The following is a 19,532-nucleotide window of genomic DNA, read 5'->3' on the forward strand; positions in this document are numbered from 1 at the left end:
TATAAAACCAGGGTTTCCCGGGAACGAATTCCGATTCGCGCTCTTAAACAATACGTCCATCGTTAATTTTTGAGTGATTTCGAACCGGGAATGCGATTGTGCACCCGGTTTTTCGTTTTTTTAACCCGCCCTTTTTCCGATTCTCCATATAGGATCGCTTCTTTAGAGAGTTGAAACATTCTTATTCCGCTAGAACCTTGTCTAAAGACCGAGGAAAGCATGTATAAGAAACCGATGACTCCGACCCGAGCCGTAGAAACTTTTATCCGCTCCAAAAAAAACCAGGAACCGATCTCCGAAGAAGTCGTTATGGTTTTAGATTCTTTTAAAACCTGGAATGAAATCGAACTAACCGGACTTCTCAATGCTTCGTTTTACCAGCCGGAAGTTTTAAACGAATACAGATCCGAAGCTGCGATCCAAATTCTCCTCGAAAAGTTTAAAAAAAGAATCGTGGATATCCCTATTCAATGAATCGGACGATGGAACCAAAAGTTATTTATCAAGAGGCCAATCCTTATGGAACCTTCACCGCGTTTTTAGAAGACGATGGAAGGACGGTTTATCTTTATCTTCAAGGTGAACAGAATCCCGAGTTCGGAATCAAATCCGTTTGGGTCTGTAATCGTGTGGAAGCGCCCGAGCAAAGAAATCGGGAAGATCTTTCCGACGGTTTAGCGCCTATTCTTCTGAAAGCGGAAGTATTGGATTCTAAACCTCATGCGGGCTTGGAAGAGAAGGACATTTATTTTATTTGGACGGAGGAAGGCGACGGGGTCGCCCTTTTTTACAAGGAAACGTTGTATGCGTTTCTTCCTCCCTGGTCCGGAATCAAAGGGTTCCACGGTTATTCCATTCATGCAAAAGTGGATTCTTTAACCGCTTATCCTCTGGGGAATTCGGAGTTCGGTGTGATTCCCGATCGTGTACAAGCTTCTCGTGATTTTTGGGAAGCTCGTTCCAAACAAGGCGCTTGGAAAGAAATCCAGGAGAAACGTCTTCATTTTTTAGAATCAAAACTTGGTAAACACGATAAATATTGGTCTGCGGACGGAGGAAAGTATCCTCAACTCGGAATCGTTCGTTTTCGTTCGCCAATCAATCCCGATCTCTGGATTTATTCGACAATCGGTATGAGCGCGCAGAATATGCCCTCTGTCGAACTTTTTCATAAGGATTACGAGGATTACGCGCGCATCGAGCTCGTCTTGGCTGTTAAAATCGGTTCTGAAGGTTTAGAAAGATCGGAATCGTGGGTTCCTCACCTCATCGGCGAGTTGATTCGTTTTCCATGGAATATGGCGAAATGGTTCGGAAACGGACATACGATTTCGATGTCTCGTAAAGATCCGGAAGCGTTGTATCTCAATTTCACTTCGATTTTATTTCGAGATCTGCAAACGTTCCCTTCCAATACGGATGTTCCTGATTTGACCGGTTTGATTTCCGAAAACGGAAGACAAGTTCGATTCTTATCCTTATTACCGGTTGCGGAAGAAGAAAAAGAATACGCACAGAAGGACGGAATTCAATCTTTCCATCAGATCTGGGATGAAAAAAAATTTCCTTGGTTTCACGACTCGGAAAGGCAATCGCTTATCTAAGATGTTTCTCATGGAAGATATCATCCTTTCTATCAGACGTTATTCGAATCAGTCGGCGTTTCTTTTAACGTTGATTTGTTTCGGATTGTTATGGGTGACTCTTCCGTTATCCCTTTTATCCGAAAGTACGGATCCACTGAGCGCGGAAGTGCAGGAAAAGATCTGGCAAGAGATTTATAATCAAGATTTTCATTCTTCGAAGAAGTTAGTTCAACTAGAACTATCCAAGAGTGGTAAAAATGAGACAATTCCTCTCTTATCGCTCTTGGAAATTTCTTTAAACGGACTTCAGAGGCACAAACAAGCGGATGAAACCCGCAAAAGAATCCTTTCGATCTGGGAAAAAAAATATAAGAAGTCTTTCTTGGATGAAAATTATCCGATCAATCTTGCGACTTGGACAAGAATGATCGTAGTAAAGTCGGATTCACTGTTGTTGGGAGCCGAATATTTTATTCCATATCCGATCAATGCGGGAAAAGACGGCTTCTATTATCATAAGTTTACCTTATACAATCGCTTTTCAAAAAAGCCGACTCGATTCTTCAAACTAGAAAGATCACCCGCAACCAATCAAGAATATCGTCTTTACGAGATCAATGCGGACGGCGAATCGAAACAAATCAAAGTTTATGGCGATATTCTGCCTGAGATGAAGGACGAAATGATATTTCTTACCGGATTTTTAGGATTTTAGCTCGAAAGAGCGATCTAGAACGATCAATTTGATGTGTATAAAAGAAAAAACCCGCTTCGAAAAGCGGGTTTTAAAGTTTCATCCCTTCTTAGAATGAAAGTGTGTTGCGAGATTACTTATTTCTTCTTCGCAACTTTCTTTTTAGCTGCTTTTTTCTTAGCAACTTTTTTCTTAGCTGCCTTCTTTGCTGCTTTCTTTTTTGCAACCATTGACTCTTCCTCCGTGTTACTAACATCAGTTCTGAATTTTGTTCAGTTCTAAATGCCGTGATTAGGGACATAATTAATGGATCAAGATAAAAATGTAAAGTGTTTTAATAAAATTTTACAATTTTTTTTAAAATTTATTTCTCATCATCATTTTTGATTCATGAAGACGGTTTATCATTCACTTCAACGCAGATAAAAGATATATCATCGCTTGGATCTTTTACTCCGCGAAAGTCTTGAATCGTTTTTAATACAAGATCAGCAAGATCTTGCGGATTCAGATGATGATTACTCTTCAAAAGATTTAAAAAATTCTCATCTCCGAAGATTTCTTCATTCTCATTGAACGTTTCAGTGATGCCATCGGTGAATAAAATTAATTTATCACCTGGATAAATCGGTATCGTTAAGTGTTTATATTCGGTAGGTAAAACTCCGAGAACTCTTTGTGTCTCGGTTCTCAATTCTATTTTTCCGTTTTTCCGAATACAAATCGGAGAAGAGTGACCCGCGTTGATATATTTAAAGGTTTCCTCTTGAGAATTGTATTCTCCGCAGATAAAAGTCATAAACTCGCTTCCTCGATATCGTTCGATTAGAAACGAGTTGATCACTTTGAAAATGGTGGATAAGTCCGATTTTTTACGGATTTGATTCTGAATGATGCCTCTGATCGCACTTACAAGGTATCCCGTTCCCAATCCATGACCGGAAACGTCTCCTAAAGCCAACAACATTCGATTTGTATTCAATTTTTGAATGTCTAAGTAGTCTCCGGAGATTCCAACCGCGGGAATCGAGAAGAATCCGATCTTTGTTCCCTTGATCGATCCGCCTTCCGCTACGTGAAGGGTCTTATCGATGATCGCGGCCATATTGAGATCACGAACGATTCTTTTTTTTTCGACTTCTTCCGCTAGTAACGCGTAGTTTTGCAACAACATAGAGGCCATTCTCGTACATTCTTTTAGAAAATGAAGTTCTCCAAGATTAAAATTCCTCCGATTGTTCTTTTCTCCCACAAGAAAGACTCCGAGGACTTCTTTTCCCTTTGAATAGTTGAAAATCGGATACGTTAGTTGTATTCCAGAGTTTTGCAGAAATTTATAGACCGATTCCCTGATACCGAGTCCGTACGCGAGGTGAGTGGTCACAGTAACTTCCGTATTTGCGGCGAAATACTGCCAAATCTCGGAATTGGAAGAGATTCTTATAAAATTGATATTCCTAAGATCCGTCCTCGGGAATTTATCGGCGGGAATCAAAACAAGGACTTTGCCGATGTCCAATGCTTCGGAAACCTTTCTCATAAGACTGTTGATCGTCGCTCTCATCGAAATCGGAGCGCTGATCATCGCTGAAACTTTTTCAAGAGCCGAGTGTAGTTTTTGATTCCTCTTAAAACTCCAAGTATCGACGAGATTTGAAAGTCTTCGATTCAAAGAACTCAGAGTATAAATGCTTATCGAAAGAAAAAGAATATTGAATTCTTCCAGATATTTATCCGCGGCGATCGGATTAAATTTAAAAAACGCACCCGAAAGGAAAAGATATCCTCCTGCAAGTATTAAAATCAGATACATCGACGTGAGCGAGGAGCTAAATGCGATTTGGACGGGAACGATTGAATATGTAAACGTTCCATAGATAATAAGAACCGGAAAAACTAAAAAAGCAAAAAGAATCAGCGCTTTGGATAAATAAGGCGAAATTAAGTCCGAAAATTCTACGGAGACAAAGGGAAGAATGGAGATCGCGCTGAAGGCGAGGATCAAACTGAGTTTCTTAAATAGACTCTGAAGAGGAAACAAGTTTCGAATCGAATCCAAAATCAAAAAGAAAATACAAATCACCGAACAAAGAAGAATAAAATAGACTCCGTTGGTTGCGAGAATCCCGAAAATATGAGGATCCGCCTTTTGAGACCTTCCTACAAAGCCGGCGATGAGAGAAAATATGAGTTCGGGCGCAAACCAGCGCGTCGGCAATTCCTTTCCCCTCAATCGAAAGGAAATATTGAAAATTACGAAGGCGGTAAAATATAAAAAGAAGAAAAATAAGAAATGAAATTCGTGAAACCCGACTAGGAAAAAATTAAATAGACTCAAACAAGACAAGGATCCGAAGAGTAGCAGCATATAAAGATCCCTTGTGTAAATGAAAAACCAAATCGCAACGGAAAGATAGATCAACGAAATCAAAATGTCTCGGGTAAAATCCTTCAGTACGGAATAATCCGACTTCGGCGCGAGAATTACCGGAATTGTTTCACTCACCCCCTTATCATAGACGTGAATTCCGTTTTCATACGATTGCCCGGACTCTGCCATCTTCACGGCGATCTCCAATTCGAGAAGATCCACTTTTTTACCGAGGATACCCGGAAACTCTTCGTTGGTTTGAATGATGGTGCCGTTCGGATAATAATAGAAAGGCGGCCGTAGACTTTCGGACGAGGTCTGTAACACTCCGACGAGCAACGCAAAACTGAGTAGTATTAGAGAAATAAAGAGTAAAAGAATATTTCTCACGTAGGAAACCTCAGATCATAAAAAGAAATCATAGGTCGAGTTTTCCACGTTAGAATCAAAGGATCGTTTCCGATTTCTTCTTCGATTTCCCAGCCGATTGATAAAAGATTCTTACCAAAATTGGAATTTCTATGTACTTTGAAATTTTTTCCAGAACTCCTGAGAGAGATCGTACTTTCGGTTCTTCGAACGACTCCTACTAAAAGATCGTATTCTTCGTTCCAGGTGATTTCTTTGAGATAGGATTCCACGAGGTTTTTTATATAATTCAAACTTTGAAGGGATTTGGATGTTCTTGCAGAATAAAGAATTCCTAATATATAGCAGAGAACCAAAACGGAAACCTGATTCGTTACTCCTAATTTTAAGATTACGAAATACGTTTCTTCACCATCCGCATTTAAGAATTCGACGAGTTCTCCGGGTTCTCTGGAAAGAATTTCGGTCCGAATATTTCCGATCATCGGCGGTTCCCCGGCTTCTAAGAATTTTCTGATCTTACCGGCGGTTTCCAATTCCTTTCTATACTTTTTGTTTTCAGCGACTTGGGATGAAAGAATGTGATTGTGTACCGCGATTCCGCATTTTCCGGAAAGGAAACTTAAATCTTGGCGAACGGAATCCTTCGGAATATTGGAAACCGCAAGAAAACCGAAAAGAGTTTCTCTGTAAACAAACGGGAGAATGAAATTTGCTCTTAGGCTGACGAAGTCTTCGTTGATTTCGTGATTCTGATCCGGTTCTCCGATCATTGCGCCGTTCTTCTTATTTAAAATATATTTTAGAAGTTTAGCCTCCGGATTGATTCCATCGTGAGTAATGACTTTTCTTTGTTTTTTTTTCGCATACGTATAAAGTTCGAAGGTTCTGAGATCGTTATTGAGTAACGCAAGTTTACCGTAGTTACTTTCGGTTAAACGAACCAAATCGGGAAAAACGTTTTTGATCAATCCGTCGTGATCGAATCTTCTGTATGCCATTCTGGAGGAACGGGGATCGTCGCTTAGATATTCCGAGATTAAAATGGATTTTAGTTTGCCGCTAAGTTTTTCCTGAAGAGGGAATATTACAAAAACCGCAAACACAAGCGTTGATAAAAGACTTACTTCCATGTAATATTCGATCGCGGTGGGAATCGTAGAAAGAATAAAAAAATAAAGCCCTAGTGCTATAAGAATGGAGATTCCCTTTGAGAATAGATTGATGATCCCGGAGATAAGATAGTAGTCCGTCACGAGGGAACGAAATGTTTCTTTAAATCCGGGTTGGTTATTTTCGCTATCAGGTAGTATAGTAAGCATTCTCTTCGATATATTTTTCGGTAAGATCGCAACCCCAGAATTTCATGGAAGTTGCTCCAACATTCAATACTACATTTAAGGAAATTTCAGTATTATTTTTTAAATATTCGGAAAGCTTTTTCAAAGTTTCAGGGCCGGCTCCTTTGACCGGTAAGGACCCGAAATAAATTTCCAAACTTTCAAAAGGAATCGGTTCGTCAAAAACCTTGCCTACTGCCATGACCAAACGTCCCCAGTTCGGATCTCCGCCGTAAATAGCGGTTTTTACGAGTGGAGAATTGAGAATGGATTTTCCGATCTTTCTCGCTTGGTTTTCATTCTTAGCGCCGATGACCGAAAGTTCGATCAGCTTGGTCGCGCCTTCTCCGTCGATTGCGATGAGTTTTGTAAGATCGGTGCAGATTTCTAAGAGGGCGTTTGAAAAATCTTCCACGGAGGTTTCTCCGGCGAGTCCGTTACAAAGTAGAGCGACCGTATCCGAAGTCGAAGTATCGGAATCGATCGTTAGACAATTGAAACTCTGATCGACCGAAGTTTTTAACAACGAATAAAGATCCGTATTTTCCGGAAGAGAAACGTCGGAAAGAATATAACAAAGCATTGTCGCCATATTCGGCTCGATCATTCCGGCGCCTTTCGCAAATCCGTAAATAACACCTTCTCCCGATTTCGTTTTAATTTTTCGGAAAGAAATTTTTTTCCGAGTATCAGTCGTCATGATGGCTTCCGCTACTTCTTCCAAATTTCCGGGTTTCAAAAGTTCTTTTGTTTTTTTACAAGCGGGAAGGATGACTTCCATTTTTAGAGGGACTCCTATAACTCCGGTGGAGGAAGGAAGGACGAGTTTTTCAGAAATGCCGAGCGATTCTCCGATGGATTTACAAATTTCCCTAGAATTCTCAATACCTTTCTCGCCCGTTGCAACATTGGAGTTTTTAGAGTTGATCACGATGGCCTGAAGAAAACCGGATTGAATGTGTTCCTTTCCGACTATGACGGGGGCGCCCGGAAAGTTATTCTTAGTAAAAACGGCGGTCGCCTTACAAGGAACTTCCGAATAAACGACTCCGAAGTCCTTCGTAGCATCTTTGATTCCGATATTAATTCCAAAGGATGAAAAACCTTTTGGCATGGTCATTATAAGATCCCTCAACGTGTCTATTGGGATCTATATTTGGAAAATTCTTCCTACGGGAAAGAAGAATTCAGGAAACTTCCGGCTGATAACGGATCGGGATGGTAACTGAAAAAATGGTTCCACCTTCGGGATTGTCGAAAACTTTCACGGAACCGTGATGAAGGCGAACTATGTGTTTTACGATGGAAAGACCGAGGCCGGTCCCGCCTTCCTTTCTGGAGCGATTCTTATCCACGCGAAAGAATCTTTCGAAAATGCGGCTTTTGTCTTCGTCTTGAATTCCGATTCCTTGGTCGATGACTTGGAACTGAACCTGATCCGGTTTGATCGGAATAATTTTGAGAGTGATCGTTTTTCCATCGGGAGAATAGGAAGAAGCGTTTGAAATCAGATTCAAAAGCATATGTTCCAAAAGAACCCAGTCCGCAAAAATCATCAGAGATTCGTTCATATCGACTGCGAATTTTTGGCCTTTGGAAGAGATGACACCTTCGACGGTATAACTTAAATTTTCCACTAGAGACTTAAGGGAGAATTCCTCATCACCCGAAATCTTAGTTTGATTTTCGATTCTTGTAATCGTCAGCATGTCTTCCACGATACGAACCATTCGATCGGTGTTTCTCGAAATCGCGTCTAAGAATCTTTTTTCGTGGCTTTCCGGTGATAATTTGAGACGATCGAGTAACGTTTCCGTATAACCCTTGATGGACGTGATCGGTGTTTTGAGTTCGTGGGACGCATTCTGAACAAATTGTTCGCGGATGATATGAGATTGTTTTTCTTCCGTGATGTTTCGGATAACGCCGATAAACATCAAAATTTTACCGTTGGTTCTCAAGGGATACATCTTGATCGCGTAGAAGTTTTGCCCTAGGTCGATTTCCATTTTAGAATCGCCGGAACCTTTCAGATGGGAGTTTACGAATTCTAAAAGTCTATGATCCCTCGTCGCGTCGGCGACCTTTCTGGATCTGGAGTTCGGTTCTATCAGAGAACCGGGAACACTTTTGTTTTGAAAAAGAATGGATGCGTTTTCGGGATCGATAGCGAAAACGCCTTCCTTTAAATTCTGTAGAACCGAATCGAATTTTTCTTTTTCGATCGTAAGGTCCACGAATTGATTTTTGAGTCTTGTCGACATCAAATTTATGGAAGAAGCTAAATCGGCAAGTTCGCGAATGTCTGGAAGCGCCAGTTCGGAGCCGAAGTCGCCTGCGTTGATGTCTCCGGTCTTTTTTTCGATTCTGTCCAGAGGTTCCGAAACGCTTTTTGCGATCGAGTAGGACATATAAAACGTTCCGAACATCGCAAACAAAACGTAAAAGGAAAAAAGGAGAATTTTAAAATCGGGAGGAACGAATTTTTCGATAAAAAGAACCGCCCCCGCCGCAACAAGAAGCACGAGGAGAAGCAACCAGTTGCTAAGGAGGAGTTTTGAAAATAAACTACGCCTCATTGAATCTATAGCCGATTCCGCGAATAGTCTCGAGTCTTTCTTTTTCATCCCCGAGTTTATCGCGTAATCTCTTAATATTTACGTCGACCGCTCTGTCGGTAACGTAAATATCTTTTCCCCAAACCCGATCCAGTAATTTGTCTCTTGTAAACGCCACGCCGGGATTGGTCATAAAAAGATTTAGAATTTTATATTCGATCAAAGTTAAGTCGACTTCGGCATTGTTGATAAAGGCTTTGTGCGCTTTCAGATTGAGGAAAATATTTCCGATCGTGATATTTCCTTCGAACTGTTCTTCTTCCTCGGAGTCTTTTGTTCTTCTTAAAACGGAACGGACTCTCGCGATCAATTCTCTTGTGCTGAAGGGTTTACGAACGTAATCGTCGGCGCCGAGTTCTAATCCGAGAACCGCTTCCGTTTCTCCGGACTTCGCGGTGACCATGATGATCGGCATGGAATATTTTTCTTTGATTCTTTTACAAAGATCCATTCCGCCGATGCCGGGTAACATCAAATCAAGAATGACTAAGTCGGGAGTATTTTTTTCGAGTTTGGGAAGAACTTCCAGTCCGTTTTGGCACGTGTCTACTTGGTAGCCGTTTTCCTCAAGATGTAATCGGATCAATTCGGCTATGTCTTCCTCATCGTCTACAACGAGGACTTTTTGTCCCGGGTTCCCTGATTGGTTTTTCATGAGTCCTATTCTTTTTTGCCGGCTTTACAGTTGTCTTACAACTTGACTTTCGTTTTTCGAAAAATTCTAAAATTGTAAGATTCTGAACGATGTGGACAGATTGTCTATTTCACCGCGCAAAGTTTATAGTTCTAATATTCCAGAAATTCGTTACAATTAGAATACGAAAAAATTACAAACTACAGAAAATCGATTCTCATCAAACAATTGGATGACAGAGAGAAAACAAAAATTAATCTTTCTCACCCAATTGTGAATTTATCTTACGAATCAAAGCTCTTTGACGGAAAATTGAAAAAACCAAAAAACCTCCGAGTAGGAGTGAGCCGATAAGATAGACTTGGTTGAGACTTTTGAGTCTTTCCTGTTCTTCTTCGATCGCTTTGATCGCTTCCAGATGAGAAATTAGAAAGTAAAACTTATCCGCGTTCGCCCACTCTTTTTTGGATTCTTCCCGAATTTGAGTGATGAGCACGGCGGCCTCTTCTTTTTTCATCTTTTGAATCAACGGAAATACTTGGTCTAATTCCGCATTTAGGTATTCCCTTGCTCCCATTACGGGTTTGGAATCGGAGGAAACTTTATCCGCAAAAGCGGTCTGAATCGGATTGAATATCAGAAAAATAAGAAGTGTCAAGATCGAAGTTTTTAACGTAGTTGGGTTCATTCAAAAAATCCTAATTTGTTTTTCCATTCTTTAGTGTATGGATTTCTATAATGGACAAGATAGATTCCCGCCAGTATCGCGAAAACACAAAAGAGAATGCTGCTCGTTACTAAAATCAAAGGCAATAATCCTGTTTCAATCAGAAATTCTTTATCGATAAAGAAGAGAACCGTAAGGGGAGAAAATCCCAAAAGAAAGAGACCGGATAAGATAATCTTAATATGACGTACGGGAATGATATGAAGCATCACCCTTCTTTTTAAATCGGGAGGTACGATCGTGTTCTCGGAAGTGTTAGCAGGTTCTCCCTCAAAAAAATGCAGTCTTTCCTCGAGGTCGGGAGGAACGGGCTCGGGAGGTAAAAACTGGGAAGGTGAATTATTCTTGTTTTTCATTCTCTTCCTTATTCAACCAATCCCTCATGATTTCTTTTCCCCTGAAAATATAACTCTTTAGAGTATTCATTTTCAAGTTTAATTTTTTCGAAATTTCTTTATAGGACATATTCTCGAAATAGTGGAGCGCTATCGGTTTTCGATAAACATCCGGAAGGTTTTCCACAAGGGTTCTGATCTTTTCGGAGCTCTCTTGGTTTAAAAGTTTGTTCTCTTGTTCGGAAGAGATTTCTTTTTTTTTCTCCTTTTCATTTTCCGCCAGAATCAGAGCGTCCAAGCCTGAAATTTCAGGGTGTTCCTTCCGGTATCTTCTGATGATTTCATTTCGAGCTATGGTAAACAACCAAGTGGAGAATTGCGAACGCCCTTGGAAAGTGGACAAACTCTCAAAGGCTTTTAGAAAAATATCCTGCGTGAAATCTTCGGCCTCGGTTTCGTTTCGAAAGGCTTTGATCGCTTGAGAGTAAACCAGTCCTTGATACCGGTTCATCAATTGTTCGAAAGAATTAAAATCCCCTTGCAGGACTTTTTGAATGCAATCCCAGTCTTCCGGTTTGCATACAATGGGAAGATTTTCCCTCATCGAGAATATTTATAATAGCAGAGTAATCCCAACCCGGTTCCGAGGGGAACGAGTCCGCCGAGCATTGCGAGTGATTGTCCTAATACGGAAATAAATCCGATAGAAAGGGCGATTCCTACAAAAGTGAGAATCAATCCTAAGAAAAAAGAATAGGTTCTAAGATCGAAGGACTCTTTTTTGTAAAGCCCCGCTTTGATGATCTCGATCCGTTGTCTATACCACCAATAAAAAACAAAAAACAACAAAGCGCATCCAAATACGATTCCAAAGATGGGTACAGAATAAAGTACAACTTTTTATTCCGATCCGGAACTGGCATTTTGATCCTGAAGGTGTTTCAGAATCAAGTCCAGCGTTTGTAGTAATTTTGCTTTTTCTTCTGGGTTCATCTTACAATGGCAGTAGTAGTTTTTCTATTTTCCGCTTTGGTCTTGAAATAAGGAAACCTTTCTTCAATGCCCGGGCGATTGATCAGAGATTGATACCATTCTTCTTCTTGAAAACTTTCTTTTAGGAAAGAGTTCCGAATTTCAGTTTGAAATAAGTTTTTGAGTATTTTCATCGTTTTTACCTCCTTTTAGATTATGTCCGATTAAATTATCGGCAGATTCAAAAATTCCATCGAATAATTTACAACTTCTTCCCGGGTCCGATTTACTTTCCATGGAAGAAGGGAAAGCTCCGTCGTTTTTCTACGGAATTCTACAGCGTAATTCGAAAGTGAATTTTATTTTGGTCCCGCTGAGAACTCAATTCGATACACTTCAAGTGACGACGAAAATTTTGTCCCGTGTAAGGGACAAGTTCTTATCCACAATTTTCAGACGGAGATCTAGATGAAGAAAAAAAAGTCTTTTTAACTTTTTTTAGAGAATTTACGAATCGGATCAAAAAAAGGAGGAAATCCTAAGTTTGGTTCGACTTGGATGGGTTCACGATCGAATTCTGCGTGTTCTCTGAGAAAATTTACGATAATTCTTCCCGTAGCCCCCCAGAGTAATCCTTCTTCCAGGTCGAAATAATAGATTTCCAACTCTTTAGCACCGGATCTTCGAATTCGGATCGAATAAAACGGGGCCGTTTCCAATCGATCGAGATCCAATAAAATAGATCGTTCTACTTCTTCCGGATTAGGACGGAACTGAAACGATCCGTTATAACGCGCTATGAATGGAGAAATGTGAAATCCAGTATGAGTATAAAGTCCCGGATATTCTCCCAGAACCTCGAGGACGGAACTGGACTCTCCCATTTCTTCTTCCCATTCTCTAAGTGCGGTTTCCAAAAGATTTTTATCATCGGAAGAATGAGCTCCTCCCGGAAAAGAAATCTGTCCGGGATGGGCTTTTAGATTCGAATTTCTTTTTTGAAGAATGATCCCTTGAAGCAGGTTCGTTTTTTCGTATATGGGAAGTATAACCGAAGAAGCCCTTGTTTTTTCTTCTCCGACCAAGGGAGGCGCCGGAATTCCGTTAAAACTTTCTTGAGGAATTGCAAGTTTGTCTTTCAGCGTTTGAAAATCGAATTTCATTTCGAACCTGCATTCAAAAAATTGAATATTCCTTAGACGAACTTTTTATTGATCGGAATCAATCCTTTGAGATTCGATTCGTAAGGAACATTCTCCAGCGCGGCCAAAATGGATGGGCCGTAGTGAATGACTTTCCATTCGGAGAATAAATTCATTTCTCTCAGTTCGTCCAAGTTTTTTGGATTTCTCTGCGCTAGTTCGGCGATCATTTTATTGGAAGGCATCATCTGGTGACTCATTCTTCGAATGGACATGATCGTTTCTCTCCAGATTCTCAAACGTTTGAATCTTTCCCCTTCTTCGTTTGTGAGATTTTCACCGGGTTTTTTAAAAAGTTCCGATTTTTGAATCGGCGGCCCGCTCGGATTCGCGTAGATATGAAAGAGAGTTTCCGCGTCCTTTTTTCCGAGGACTTCCGTTAACTTCGCCATATCTCTTCTGTTCTTCATAAGAAGAACGACTTTCTCGTTGTTAAAAACTCGAAACGGAGCTTTATTCAATTTTCGAGACTTATCGTCTCGAAAAACCAAAGTGTCGTAGATAAATCTTCTCTCGTCTGCGCTGAATTCTAAGATTTCCGGAAACTTATCCAAGGAAATGGAATTTCCTTCCGAACCGGCTTCTTCCGTCGCGATCTTTTCAAATTCGGAAAGAGCTTCTTCGAAAAGATTTCTTTTGACAAGTTCCTCTCTCATTTTTTCCCAAATCGTCTCCAGATAGACCGTATCCAAAGCGGCATACTGAAGCTGGCTTTTTTCGAGAGGCCGTTTTTCCCAGTTAGACTTCTGTTCCTTCTTCGATAGCTTTATTTTATGATAATAATCGACAAGATGAGTTAAGGAATACTGCTCGTGATCCAAAAGCCGAGAACTGAATCCGGTATCCGCGATATTCTTAAATTTAAAACCGAAGTCTTTTTTGAGAGCTTTGATATCATCGATTGCAGAATGGAAAATTTTTAGAATTTTTTCTTCTTCAAACAGCGCGCCCAGACCCTCTAAGTTTTGTAACTTTAACGGATCGATGATGTAATTTTTTCCTTTTGCGGAAATTTGAATCAGACAGACTCTGGAAAAATAAGTATAATAACCAGAGGACTCCGTATCTATGGAGATCGAGTCAGCCTGACCCAAATTGATGAGGACTAGTTGTAGGCTTCGAAGTGTATCTACGACGATGTAATCGGAATTTATTTGCATGAAAAACGCGACCTGAGATTTTAAGCTTAAGAAGGCAGAGAATGAGCTCAATTCCCGATAAATCCAGAGTAAGAAGACAAGCCCAGGATGACAAACCAAAAGATGAATGCGCGATATTTGGTATTTTCAACGCACCGGAAGCTTCTAATTTTACATATTTAGGTCTCTACTCGATGCAACACCGAGGGCAGGAATCCAGCGGGATTGTTTCCTCGGACGGGGAGCATCTTTACAGATATGCGGGGATGGGTTTGGTTGCCAATATATTTACCGAGACAAAACTGAAGGAACTTCAGGGCAATTCCGCCATCGGTCACAATCGTTATTCAACAACGGGGGCCAGCTTTTTACGAAACGCCCAGCCTCTTCGGGTCGAATCGCATCTCGGCCCGGTTTCCCTCGCCCACAATGGAAATCTAGTAAATTCCTGGGAGCTTCGAAGCCAGCTCGAAAAGGAAGGAAGCATCTTTCAAACCACGATCGACTCCGAAGTCATCGTTCACCTGATGGCCCGTTCCGGAGAGACTGATTTTCTTTCCGCTCTTTCGACGGCCCTCAAAAAGGTGCGTGGTGCGTATTCGCTCGTAATTCTTACCAAATCCCAACTGATTGCGGTTCGGGATCCGAACGGTTTTCGTCCGCTGGTGATGGGGCGCAGGGAAGACGGGGCTATCGTTTTCGCGTCCGAAACCTGCGCTTTTGATATCACCGATACGAAATATGAAAGGGATGTCGAACCCGGGGAAATGATCGTAGTGGATAAGAACGGGGTAAGTTCTTATTATCCGTTTCCAAAAGCTACCCCGAGTCTTTGTATTTTCGAATATATCTACTTTGCAAGACCGGATTCCAATATTTTTGGAGAATCCGTCTATAAGGTACGTAAGAATTTAGGAAGATTCTTAGCCAGAGAATTGCCGGTGGAAGCCGATGTGGTCATTCCAGTTCCGGATTCTGCGAGTATAGCGGCTTTGGGTTATGCGGAAGAATCGGGTATTTCTTATCAATCGGGATTGATTCGCTCTCATTACATCGGTCGAACCTTTATCGAACCGGATCAAAAGATCCGAGACTTTGGAGCCAAGATCAAATACAACGTTGTGCGAAACGTCGTGGAAGGAAAAAGAGTCATCGTTGTCGACGATTCTATCATGAGAGGAACCACGAGCAGAAAAATCATCAAGATGATTCGCAATGCCGGTGCGAAGGAAATTCATCTTCGTGTTTCCGCGCCTCCTACGGTTTCTCCTTGTTATTATGGAATCGATATTCCGACTCACAACGAACTGATCGCCGCGACGCATACGATCGAAGAAATTCGTAAGTATCTCAGAGTGGACAGTATCGCTTATCTTTCCGTCGAATCTATGAATCGCGCGGTGATCGATCACAAGGGCGGCGGTTTCTGCAATGCTTGTTTTACGTCACAGTATCCGGTAGAATTCCAGAGCGAGTTGGGAAATCAGAAAAGTCTTTTTAAAGAATATCAAGTGGAGGAAAGAGCCGTTTACTAAACGGCTTTTTCTTTTTCCAAAGCCCAACTTTCATTAAACTTTATCCGCGGTAGGGTGTTCTTTGTCTATTTTCACTTTGAGATAGTGAAACGGCCTCTCGATAATAAGATAAAGAATCCAACAAGAGATAAAAATCTTTAGACAAACTACCTCATAGATCGAAAAGAATCCGGACCAACTGAGATTATCCATTCCCTTTCTCACAAATCGAATCGCTAAGATTCCGTGCCAAAGATAAATCGTGTAACTCAATCCGGAAACCGGTCTGAATAAAAAAGAAGAGAAAAACTTATAAACGGGGCTCGCAGGAATCATCGCCGAGATCGTAAGAAGAATAAAGACGATATGGTAGCTAAGCGTGTGTTCTAAGGTCGAATGTCGTTTTAGAATTTGCCGTTTATTAGGATTTCTTCAATTGCGCGACCAACTTGCCTAACGTTTTTATTTTTTCTTCCACCTTCGGCGTTAAACGAATTCCACCGCTCAACCTTAGGAAGTTTCTAAAATTTCCCGTACCCGAAAAAATAGGGCCCGGTGCGATCGAGATGTTGTGTTTCCACGCTTCGTTTTGTAAAAGAAGACTATCCACTTTATCCGGAAGTTCGATCCAAAATACCAGACCACCTTGCGGATTGGAAATGGATGTGGGTTCCGGAAAAAATTTCAGTACGGATTCCCTAATTTTTGCAAGATTGGAAGAAAGATCTCTTCGAAGAATTTTTATATTTCTTTCAAAGGAAGTTTTGAGATATTCGCAGAGCGCAATTTGCGGAATGCTTGGGAGCGCCAGTCTGGAAAGTTTTAATTCTTTTTGAAGTTCCGCGCCCTTTTTTCCGGGAAGAATCCAACCGATTCTCAAATCGGGAGAAATAATTTTAGAATAAGAGGAAATCTTATACACAATCTCCTTTTTGTCAAAGGACTTTAAAGACAACGGGCGGGAAGAAGTAAAGAAAAGATCGCCGTAAATATCGTCTTCGATGATTGGTATGTTTTTATTCGAACAAAGTTCGACGATGATCTTTTTATTCTCATTGGATAAAAGACTGCCGGTCGGATTTTGAAAGTTCGGATTTAAGACGATACATTGAATCGAATATTTGTTCAAAGCATCATCTAAATGTGGAAGACTCATTCCATGGATCGGATCCGCGGGGATTTCCAAAACCTTTCTTCCTAATCTTTGAACGCTTTGAAGAATTCCGAAATAAACCGGAGATTCGACCGCGATCAAATCACCCGGCTTCGTCAAAACTTGGATACAAAGATTCAATGCATCTTGACAGCCGTTTGTTACGATGATCTCGGATTCGTGGCTCGCAATTCCTTGAAGAGAGGACCGTATAGACAATTGTTTTCGAAGTCCCGGATAACCTTGAGAATTCTGATAGTTATGGCTATCGGCTATCAGAATTGCCTTTTTTAAGTTTTTATGTAGCGACGGGATCGGCAAAAAATCCCTTTCAGGAATTGCGGTTCCCAACTGGAGAATATTAGGATTTTGTAATGAATCTAAAAGAGAAGAAATTCTTTCGTCGATCCCGAAGGAAGAAACGAGTTTGGGCTTTTTGGGCATCGTAGGAACCTTGGTTCCCATTTTTCTAGAAAGAACGACGTAACCTGATTTCGGCCTGGATTCGATATAACCTTCGTTTTCCAAAAGTTCATAGGCCATTAAAACGGTCGAGATGCTGACTTTGCTTTCTACTGAAACTTTCCGCAAAGAAGGTAATTTATCGCCCGCTTTTAGAACTCCTGCTTCAAGCATCGATTTGAGAGAAAGGGCGATGGACTCATATTTAGAATTTTGATCTGTACTGGTTGAAATGTTCATTTCTGTATCTGTTATGATTGGTTTAAATTTGTTATAACATAGAGTATCATCGAAGGAAATCATTTTTTATGAGATTAAAAATTCTTCAAATCGACGCCTTTGCCGAAAAAGTATTCCAAGGGAACCCGGCTGCCCTTTGTCCTTTGGAAAATTGGATCTCCGAAGATCAAATGCAAAACATCGCATTTGAAAACAACCTAAGCGAGACCGTGTTCTTTGTTCCCGAAGGAGATTCATTTAGGATTCGTTGGTTTACTCCGGAACAAGAAGTGGATCTTTGCGGTCACGCCACTCTGGCGACAGCCTTTTATCTTTTCGACAAGGGAATCGTAAAGGAGGACTTCGTTCGCTTTCAATCTCTTTCGGGCGAATTATCAGTATTCAAAAAAAAGAATATACTTTATTTGGACTTTCCTTCGCGTAAACCGATCCGCATAAATGAAACTCCGAAAGAAATTCTAAATTCATTTTCGATTCTTCCTTTGGAGGTTTGGAAGGCCAGAGATTATCTTTTAGTTTATGAGAATGAAAATGATCTGCGCGAACTTTCTTATAAAGCGGAGGTCGCGAAAAATTTGGAGACTCTGGGTATTATCGCGACCTGTCCCGGTAAAGATTTTGATTTTTTATCTCGATTCTTTGCGCCCGCCGCCGGATTGTACGAAGATCCCGTCACAGGTTCTTCCCATTGTTCCCTGATTCCTTTTTGGTCCGAAAGATTGAACAAAAAAAATCTAAACGCCTATCAAGCTTCGCGAAGAGGCGGCAAGTTATTCTGCGAAGATTTAGGAGATCGAGTTCGGATCGGAGGAACCTGTGTTCCGTATTTGGAAGGTTGGATCGATATATGAACGGAAACGAATTTTTCTTTTCGGATAGAATTTTAAAATCAAATCGATCGTTTATTCGTGAGATTCTAAAAGTAACTTCGCATCCTGAAATTATTTCTTTTGCCGGAGGACAACCCGATCCGGCGCTGTTTCCTTTAGAAGAATTAAAACACGCTTCCGAGTTGGCGTTTCAAAAACACGGCTCTCGATTGCTTCAATACGGAATTTCGGAAGGTTATATCCCTCTCCGAGAAAAAATATATGAAAGATATTATAAAAATATTAAGTATTCGGGGTTGAGTCCGGAGAATATTCTGATCACGACAGGATCTCAGCAAGCGCTTGATCTGATCGGAAAAATTTTTATCAACCCGGGAGATCCGATTTTGATAGAACGCCCAGGATATTTGGGCGCGATTCAGGCGTTTTCTCTCTATGAACCTTTTGTGATTGGAATTCCTTTGGAAGACGACGGTTTGGACACTGTCGTATTAGAAAAAACTCTTTCTAATACGAATCCGAAATTTCTTTATTCCAATCCTACGTTTCAGAACCCGACCGGAAAAACTCTTTCGATTGAAAAAAGAAGGACGATATCCGAAATTTTGAGAAGGGAAAATTGTATTCTCATAGAGGACAATCCTTACGGAGAAATCCGTTTCGAAAATGAGACGCTTCCAAGTCTCCAATCGTTTTATCCCGAACTAACGATCAGTCTCGGTACTTTTTCCAAAACTCTGTCTCCCGGATTTCGAGTCGGTTGGGTCTGCGCTCCGAAAGAAATTATAGACAAACTCCTGATCGCAAAACAGGCGAGCGATCTTCACTCTAATATTCTTTCGCAGATTATATTGGACGAATATCTTATTCATCACGATCTGGATTTGCAAATCGATAGAATTCGAAATTCTTATAGACTGAAAAAAGAAAGTATGGAAATCGCTTTGAATCGGTATATGGTCGAATTTGCGGATTGGGTGGCTCCTAAAGGGGGAATGTTTTTCTGGTTGAGATTAAAAAACGATTTGAACTCGATGAAACTTTTCGAAAGCTCCATTGCAAATAACGTTGCCTTTGTTCCGGGAAATCCGTTTTATACGGGCGAGCCGGAATTAAATACGATGAGAATCAACTTCTCACATTCTTCGATCGAAACGATTGAGGAAGGAATTCGAAGAATTGGGGAATCGACTCGGAAACTTTCGACGATTTCAGTTTAGTAGAAAAGTATGATTTACTCCAGACACTCAAACTTTTGCCGGATTACGATCGATGGATAAAGGAGAAGACTGATTCCACTTGTCTCCTGTTGACGGATTTCTCAGGGGAAGAAAGACCGGGGCGCT

The 19,532-nt window shown here is 40.9% G+C and carries 19 protein-coding genes and 1 pseudogene; 6 read left to right on the forward strand and 14 right to left on the reverse strand.

What is annotated here, in order from left to right:
- Positions 1-219 precede the first annotated feature (219 nt).
- From JWG44_RS06300 to JWG44_RS06310, 3 genes are read left to right on the forward strand one after another with little or no spacing between them, the layout of a single operon-like run.
- Complete coding sequence (locus JWG44_RS06300; RefSeq protein WP_205274124.1) at positions 220-474, forward strand: hypothetical protein; 255 nt, start codon at positions 220-222, stop codon at positions 472-474.
- On the forward strand, positions 471-1,604 hold the full coding sequence (locus JWG44_RS06305) for a suppressor of fused domain protein (protein ID WP_205274125.1): 1,134 nt from the start codon (positions 471-473) through the stop codon (positions 1,602-1,604). Before JWG44_RS06300 ends, JWG44_RS06305 begins: the two co-directional genes overlap by 4 nt.
- Position 1,605: 1 nt before the next feature.
- The gene (locus JWG44_RS06310) at positions 1,606-2,301 is read left to right on the forward strand and encodes a hypothetical protein (protein ID WP_205274126.1); all 696 of its coding nucleotides are present in this window, start codon (positions 1,606-1,608) and stop codon (positions 2,299-2,301) included.
- 367 nt (positions 2,302-2,668) lie between these two features.
- Here JWG44_RS06310 and JWG44_RS06315 read toward each other — a convergent pair whose 3' ends face one another.
- The 12 genes and pseudogenes from JWG44_RS06315 to JWG44_RS06370 all read right to left on the reverse strand — a co-directional run bounded on the left by JWG44_RS06315 (position 2,669) and on the right by JWG44_RS06370 (position 14,008).
- The gene (locus JWG44_RS06315) at positions 2,669-5,041 is read right to left on the reverse strand and encodes a SpoIIE family protein phosphatase (RefSeq protein ID WP_205274127.1); all 2,373 of its coding nucleotides are present in this window, start codon (positions 5,039-5,041) and stop codon (positions 2,669-2,671) included.
- Entirely contained in the window at positions 5,038-6,342 is a 1,305-nt protein-coding gene (locus tag JWG44_RS06320; protein ID WP_205274128.1) for a hypothetical protein, read from the reverse strand. Before JWG44_RS06320 ends, JWG44_RS06315 begins: the two co-directional genes overlap by 4 nt.
- Positions 6,323-7,474, reverse strand: coding sequence for a bifunctional glutamate N-acetyltransferase/amino-acid acetyltransferase ArgJ (gene argJ / locus JWG44_RS06325; RefSeq protein WP_205274357.1), 1,152 nt, complete (start codon positions 7,472-7,474; stop codon positions 6,323-6,325). Before argJ ends, JWG44_RS06320 begins: the two co-directional genes overlap by 20 nt.
- A gap of 73 nt (positions 7,475-7,547) precedes the next feature.
- A complete protein-coding gene (locus JWG44_RS06330; protein WP_205274129.1) occupies positions 7,548-8,939 on the reverse strand; it encodes a HAMP domain-containing sensor histidine kinase in 1,392 nt (463 codons plus the stop codon).
- On the reverse strand, positions 8,929-9,633 hold the full coding sequence (locus JWG44_RS06335; protein ID WP_205274130.1) for a response regulator: 705 nt from the start codon (positions 9,631-9,633) through the stop codon (positions 8,929-8,931). Before JWG44_RS06335 ends, JWG44_RS06330 begins: the two co-directional genes overlap by 11 nt.
- Positions 9,634-9,865: 232 nt before the next feature.
- Complete coding sequence (locus tag JWG44_RS06340) at positions 9,866-10,300, reverse strand: hypothetical protein (protein ID WP_205274131.1); 435 nt, start codon at positions 10,298-10,300, stop codon at positions 9,866-9,868.
- Positions 10,297-10,695 (reverse strand): hypothetical protein, encoded by a 399-nt coding sequence (locus JWG44_RS06345; RefSeq protein ID WP_205274132.1) that lies wholly within the window; start codon positions 10,693-10,695, stop codon positions 10,297-10,299. Before JWG44_RS06345 ends, JWG44_RS06340 begins: the two co-directional genes overlap by 4 nt.
- Positions 10,679-11,278, reverse strand: a complete 600-nt coding sequence (locus JWG44_RS06350; protein WP_205274133.1) for an RNA polymerase sigma factor — start codon at positions 11,276-11,278, stop codon at positions 10,679-10,681. Before JWG44_RS06350 ends, JWG44_RS06345 begins: the two co-directional genes overlap by 17 nt.
- Positions 11,275-11,667, reverse strand: a pseudogene (locus JWG44_RS06355) (hypothetical protein). Before JWG44_RS06355 ends, JWG44_RS06350 begins: the two are co-directional and overlap by 4 nt.
- Positions 11,664-11,840 carry an LIMLP_16695 family PerRB-regulated protein gene (locus JWG44_RS06360; RefSeq protein WP_118966818.1) on the reverse strand — a complete coding sequence of 59 codons (177 nt, stop codon included), beginning with the start codon at positions 11,838-11,840 and terminating at the stop codon, positions 11,664-11,666. Before JWG44_RS06360 ends, JWG44_RS06355 begins: the two are co-directional and overlap by 4 nt.
- A 294-nt stretch (positions 11,841-12,134) precedes the next feature.
- Positions 12,135-12,809, reverse strand: coding sequence for an NUDIX hydrolase (locus tag JWG44_RS06365; protein WP_205274134.1), 675 nt, complete (start codon positions 12,807-12,809; stop codon positions 12,135-12,137).
- Between the two features lie 32 nt (positions 12,810-12,841).
- Complete coding sequence (locus JWG44_RS06370; protein WP_205274135.1) at positions 12,842-14,008, reverse strand: ribonuclease D; 1,167 nt, start codon at positions 14,006-14,008, stop codon at positions 12,842-12,844.
- Positions 14,009-14,049: 41 nt separating this feature from the next.
- On the opposite strand from JWG44_RS06370, the gene purF reads away from it, so the two are divergent.
- Positions 14,050-15,522: an amidophosphoribosyltransferase gene (gene purF, locus JWG44_RS06375; protein ID WP_118966814.1), complete on the forward strand. Its 1,473-nt coding sequence runs from the start codon at positions 14,050-14,052 to the stop codon at positions 15,520-15,522.
- A gap of 33 nt (positions 15,523-15,555) precedes the next feature.
- Here purF and JWG44_RS06380 read toward each other — a convergent pair whose 3' ends face one another.
- Together JWG44_RS06380 and JWG44_RS06385 are read right to left on the reverse strand one after the other, a co-directional pair.
- On the reverse strand, positions 15,556-15,837 hold the full coding sequence (locus JWG44_RS06380) for an acyltransferase family protein (RefSeq protein WP_205274136.1): 282 nt from the start codon (positions 15,835-15,837) through the stop codon (positions 15,556-15,558).
- Between the two features lie 85 nt (positions 15,838-15,922).
- Positions 15,923-17,356: an aminotransferase-like domain-containing protein gene (locus JWG44_RS06385; protein WP_205274137.1), complete on the reverse strand. Its 1,434-nt coding sequence runs from the start codon at positions 17,354-17,356 to the stop codon at positions 15,923-15,925.
- Positions 17,357-17,424: 68 nt separating this feature from the next.
- On the opposite strand from JWG44_RS06385, the gene JWG44_RS06390 reads away from it, so the two are divergent.
- Positions 17,425-18,207, forward strand: coding sequence for a PhzF family phenazine biosynthesis protein (locus tag JWG44_RS06390; RefSeq protein WP_205274138.1), 783 nt, complete (start codon positions 17,425-17,427; stop codon positions 18,205-18,207).
- Complete coding sequence (locus tag JWG44_RS06395) at positions 18,204-19,406, forward strand: aminotransferase-like domain-containing protein (RefSeq protein WP_205274139.1); 1,203 nt, start codon at positions 18,204-18,206, stop codon at positions 19,404-19,406. The genes JWG44_RS06390 and JWG44_RS06395 overlap by 4 nt, the downstream gene beginning before the upstream one ends.
- The last annotated feature ends 126 nt before the right edge of the window (positions 19,407-19,532 follow it).

It is taken from the genome of Leptospira ainazelensis (genome assembly GCF_016918785.1).
GTDB lineage: Bacteria > Spirochaetota > Leptospiria > Leptospirales > Leptospiraceae > Leptospira > Leptospira ainazelensis.

Bases quoted from the DNA above. Each gene is read 5' to 3' on its own strand.
- JWG44_RS06300 (WP_205274124.1), top strand. From the start codon at position 220: ATGTATAAGAAACCGATGACTCCGACCCGAGCCGTAGAAACTTTTATC.
- JWG44_RS06305 (WP_205274125.1), top strand. From the start codon at position 471: ATGAATCGGACGATGGAACCAAAAGTTATTTATCAAGAGGCCAATCCT.
- JWG44_RS06310 (WP_205274126.1), top strand. From the start codon at position 1,606: ATGTTTCTCATGGAAGATATCATCCTTTCTATCAGACGTTATTCGAAT.
- JWG44_RS06320 (WP_205274128.1), bottom strand. From the start codon at position 6,342: ATGCTTACTATACTACCTGATAGCGAAAATAACCAACCCGGATTTAAA.
- argJ (WP_205274357.1), bottom strand. From the start codon at position 7,474: ATGCCAAAAGGTTTTTCATCCTTTGGAATTAATATCGGAATCAAAGAT.
- JWG44_RS06330 (WP_205274129.1), bottom strand. From the start codon at position 8,939: ATGAGGCGTAGTTTATTTTCAAAACTCCTCCTTAGCAACTGGTTGCTT.
- JWG44_RS06335 (WP_205274130.1), bottom strand. From the start codon at position 9,633: ATGAAAAACCAATCAGGGAACCCGGGACAAAAAGTCCTCGTTGTAGAC.
- JWG44_RS06340 (WP_205274131.1), bottom strand. From the start codon at position 10,300: ATGAACCCAACTACGTTAAAAACTTCGATCTTGACACTTCTTATTTTT.
- JWG44_RS06345 (WP_205274132.1), bottom strand. From the start codon at position 10,695: ATGAAAAACAAGAATAATTCACCTTCCCAGTTTTTACCTCCCGAGCCC.
- JWG44_RS06350 (WP_205274133.1), bottom strand. From the start codon at position 11,278: ATGAGGGAAAATCTTCCCATTGTATGCAAACCGGAAGACTGGGATTGC.
- JWG44_RS06360 (WP_118966818.1), bottom strand. From the start codon at position 11,840: ATGAAAATACTCAAAAACTTATTTCAAACTGAAATTCGGAACTCTTTC.
- JWG44_RS06365 (WP_205274134.1), bottom strand. From the start codon at position 12,809: ATGAAATTCGATTTTCAAACGCTGAAAGACAAACTTGCAATTCCTCAA.
- JWG44_RS06370 (WP_205274135.1), bottom strand. From the start codon at position 14,008: ATGCAAATAAATTCCGATTACATCGTCGTAGATACACTTCGAAGCCTA.
- purF (WP_118966814.1), top strand. From the start codon at position 14,050: ATGAGCTCAATTCCCGATAAATCCAGAGTAAGAAGACAAGCCCAGGAT.
- JWG44_RS06380 (WP_205274136.1), bottom strand. From the start codon at position 15,837: ATGATTCCTGCGAGCCCCGTTTATAAGTTTTTCTCTTCTTTTTTATTC.
- JWG44_RS06385 (WP_205274137.1), bottom strand. From the start codon at position 17,356: ATGAACATTTCAACCAGTACAGATCAAAATTCTAAATATGAGTCCATC.
- JWG44_RS06390 (WP_205274138.1), top strand. From the start codon at position 17,425: ATGAGATTAAAAATTCTTCAAATCGACGCCTTTGCCGAAAAAGTATTC.
- JWG44_RS06395 (WP_205274139.1), top strand. From the start codon at position 18,204: ATGAACGGAAACGAATTTTTCTTTTCGGATAGAATTTTAAAATCAAAT.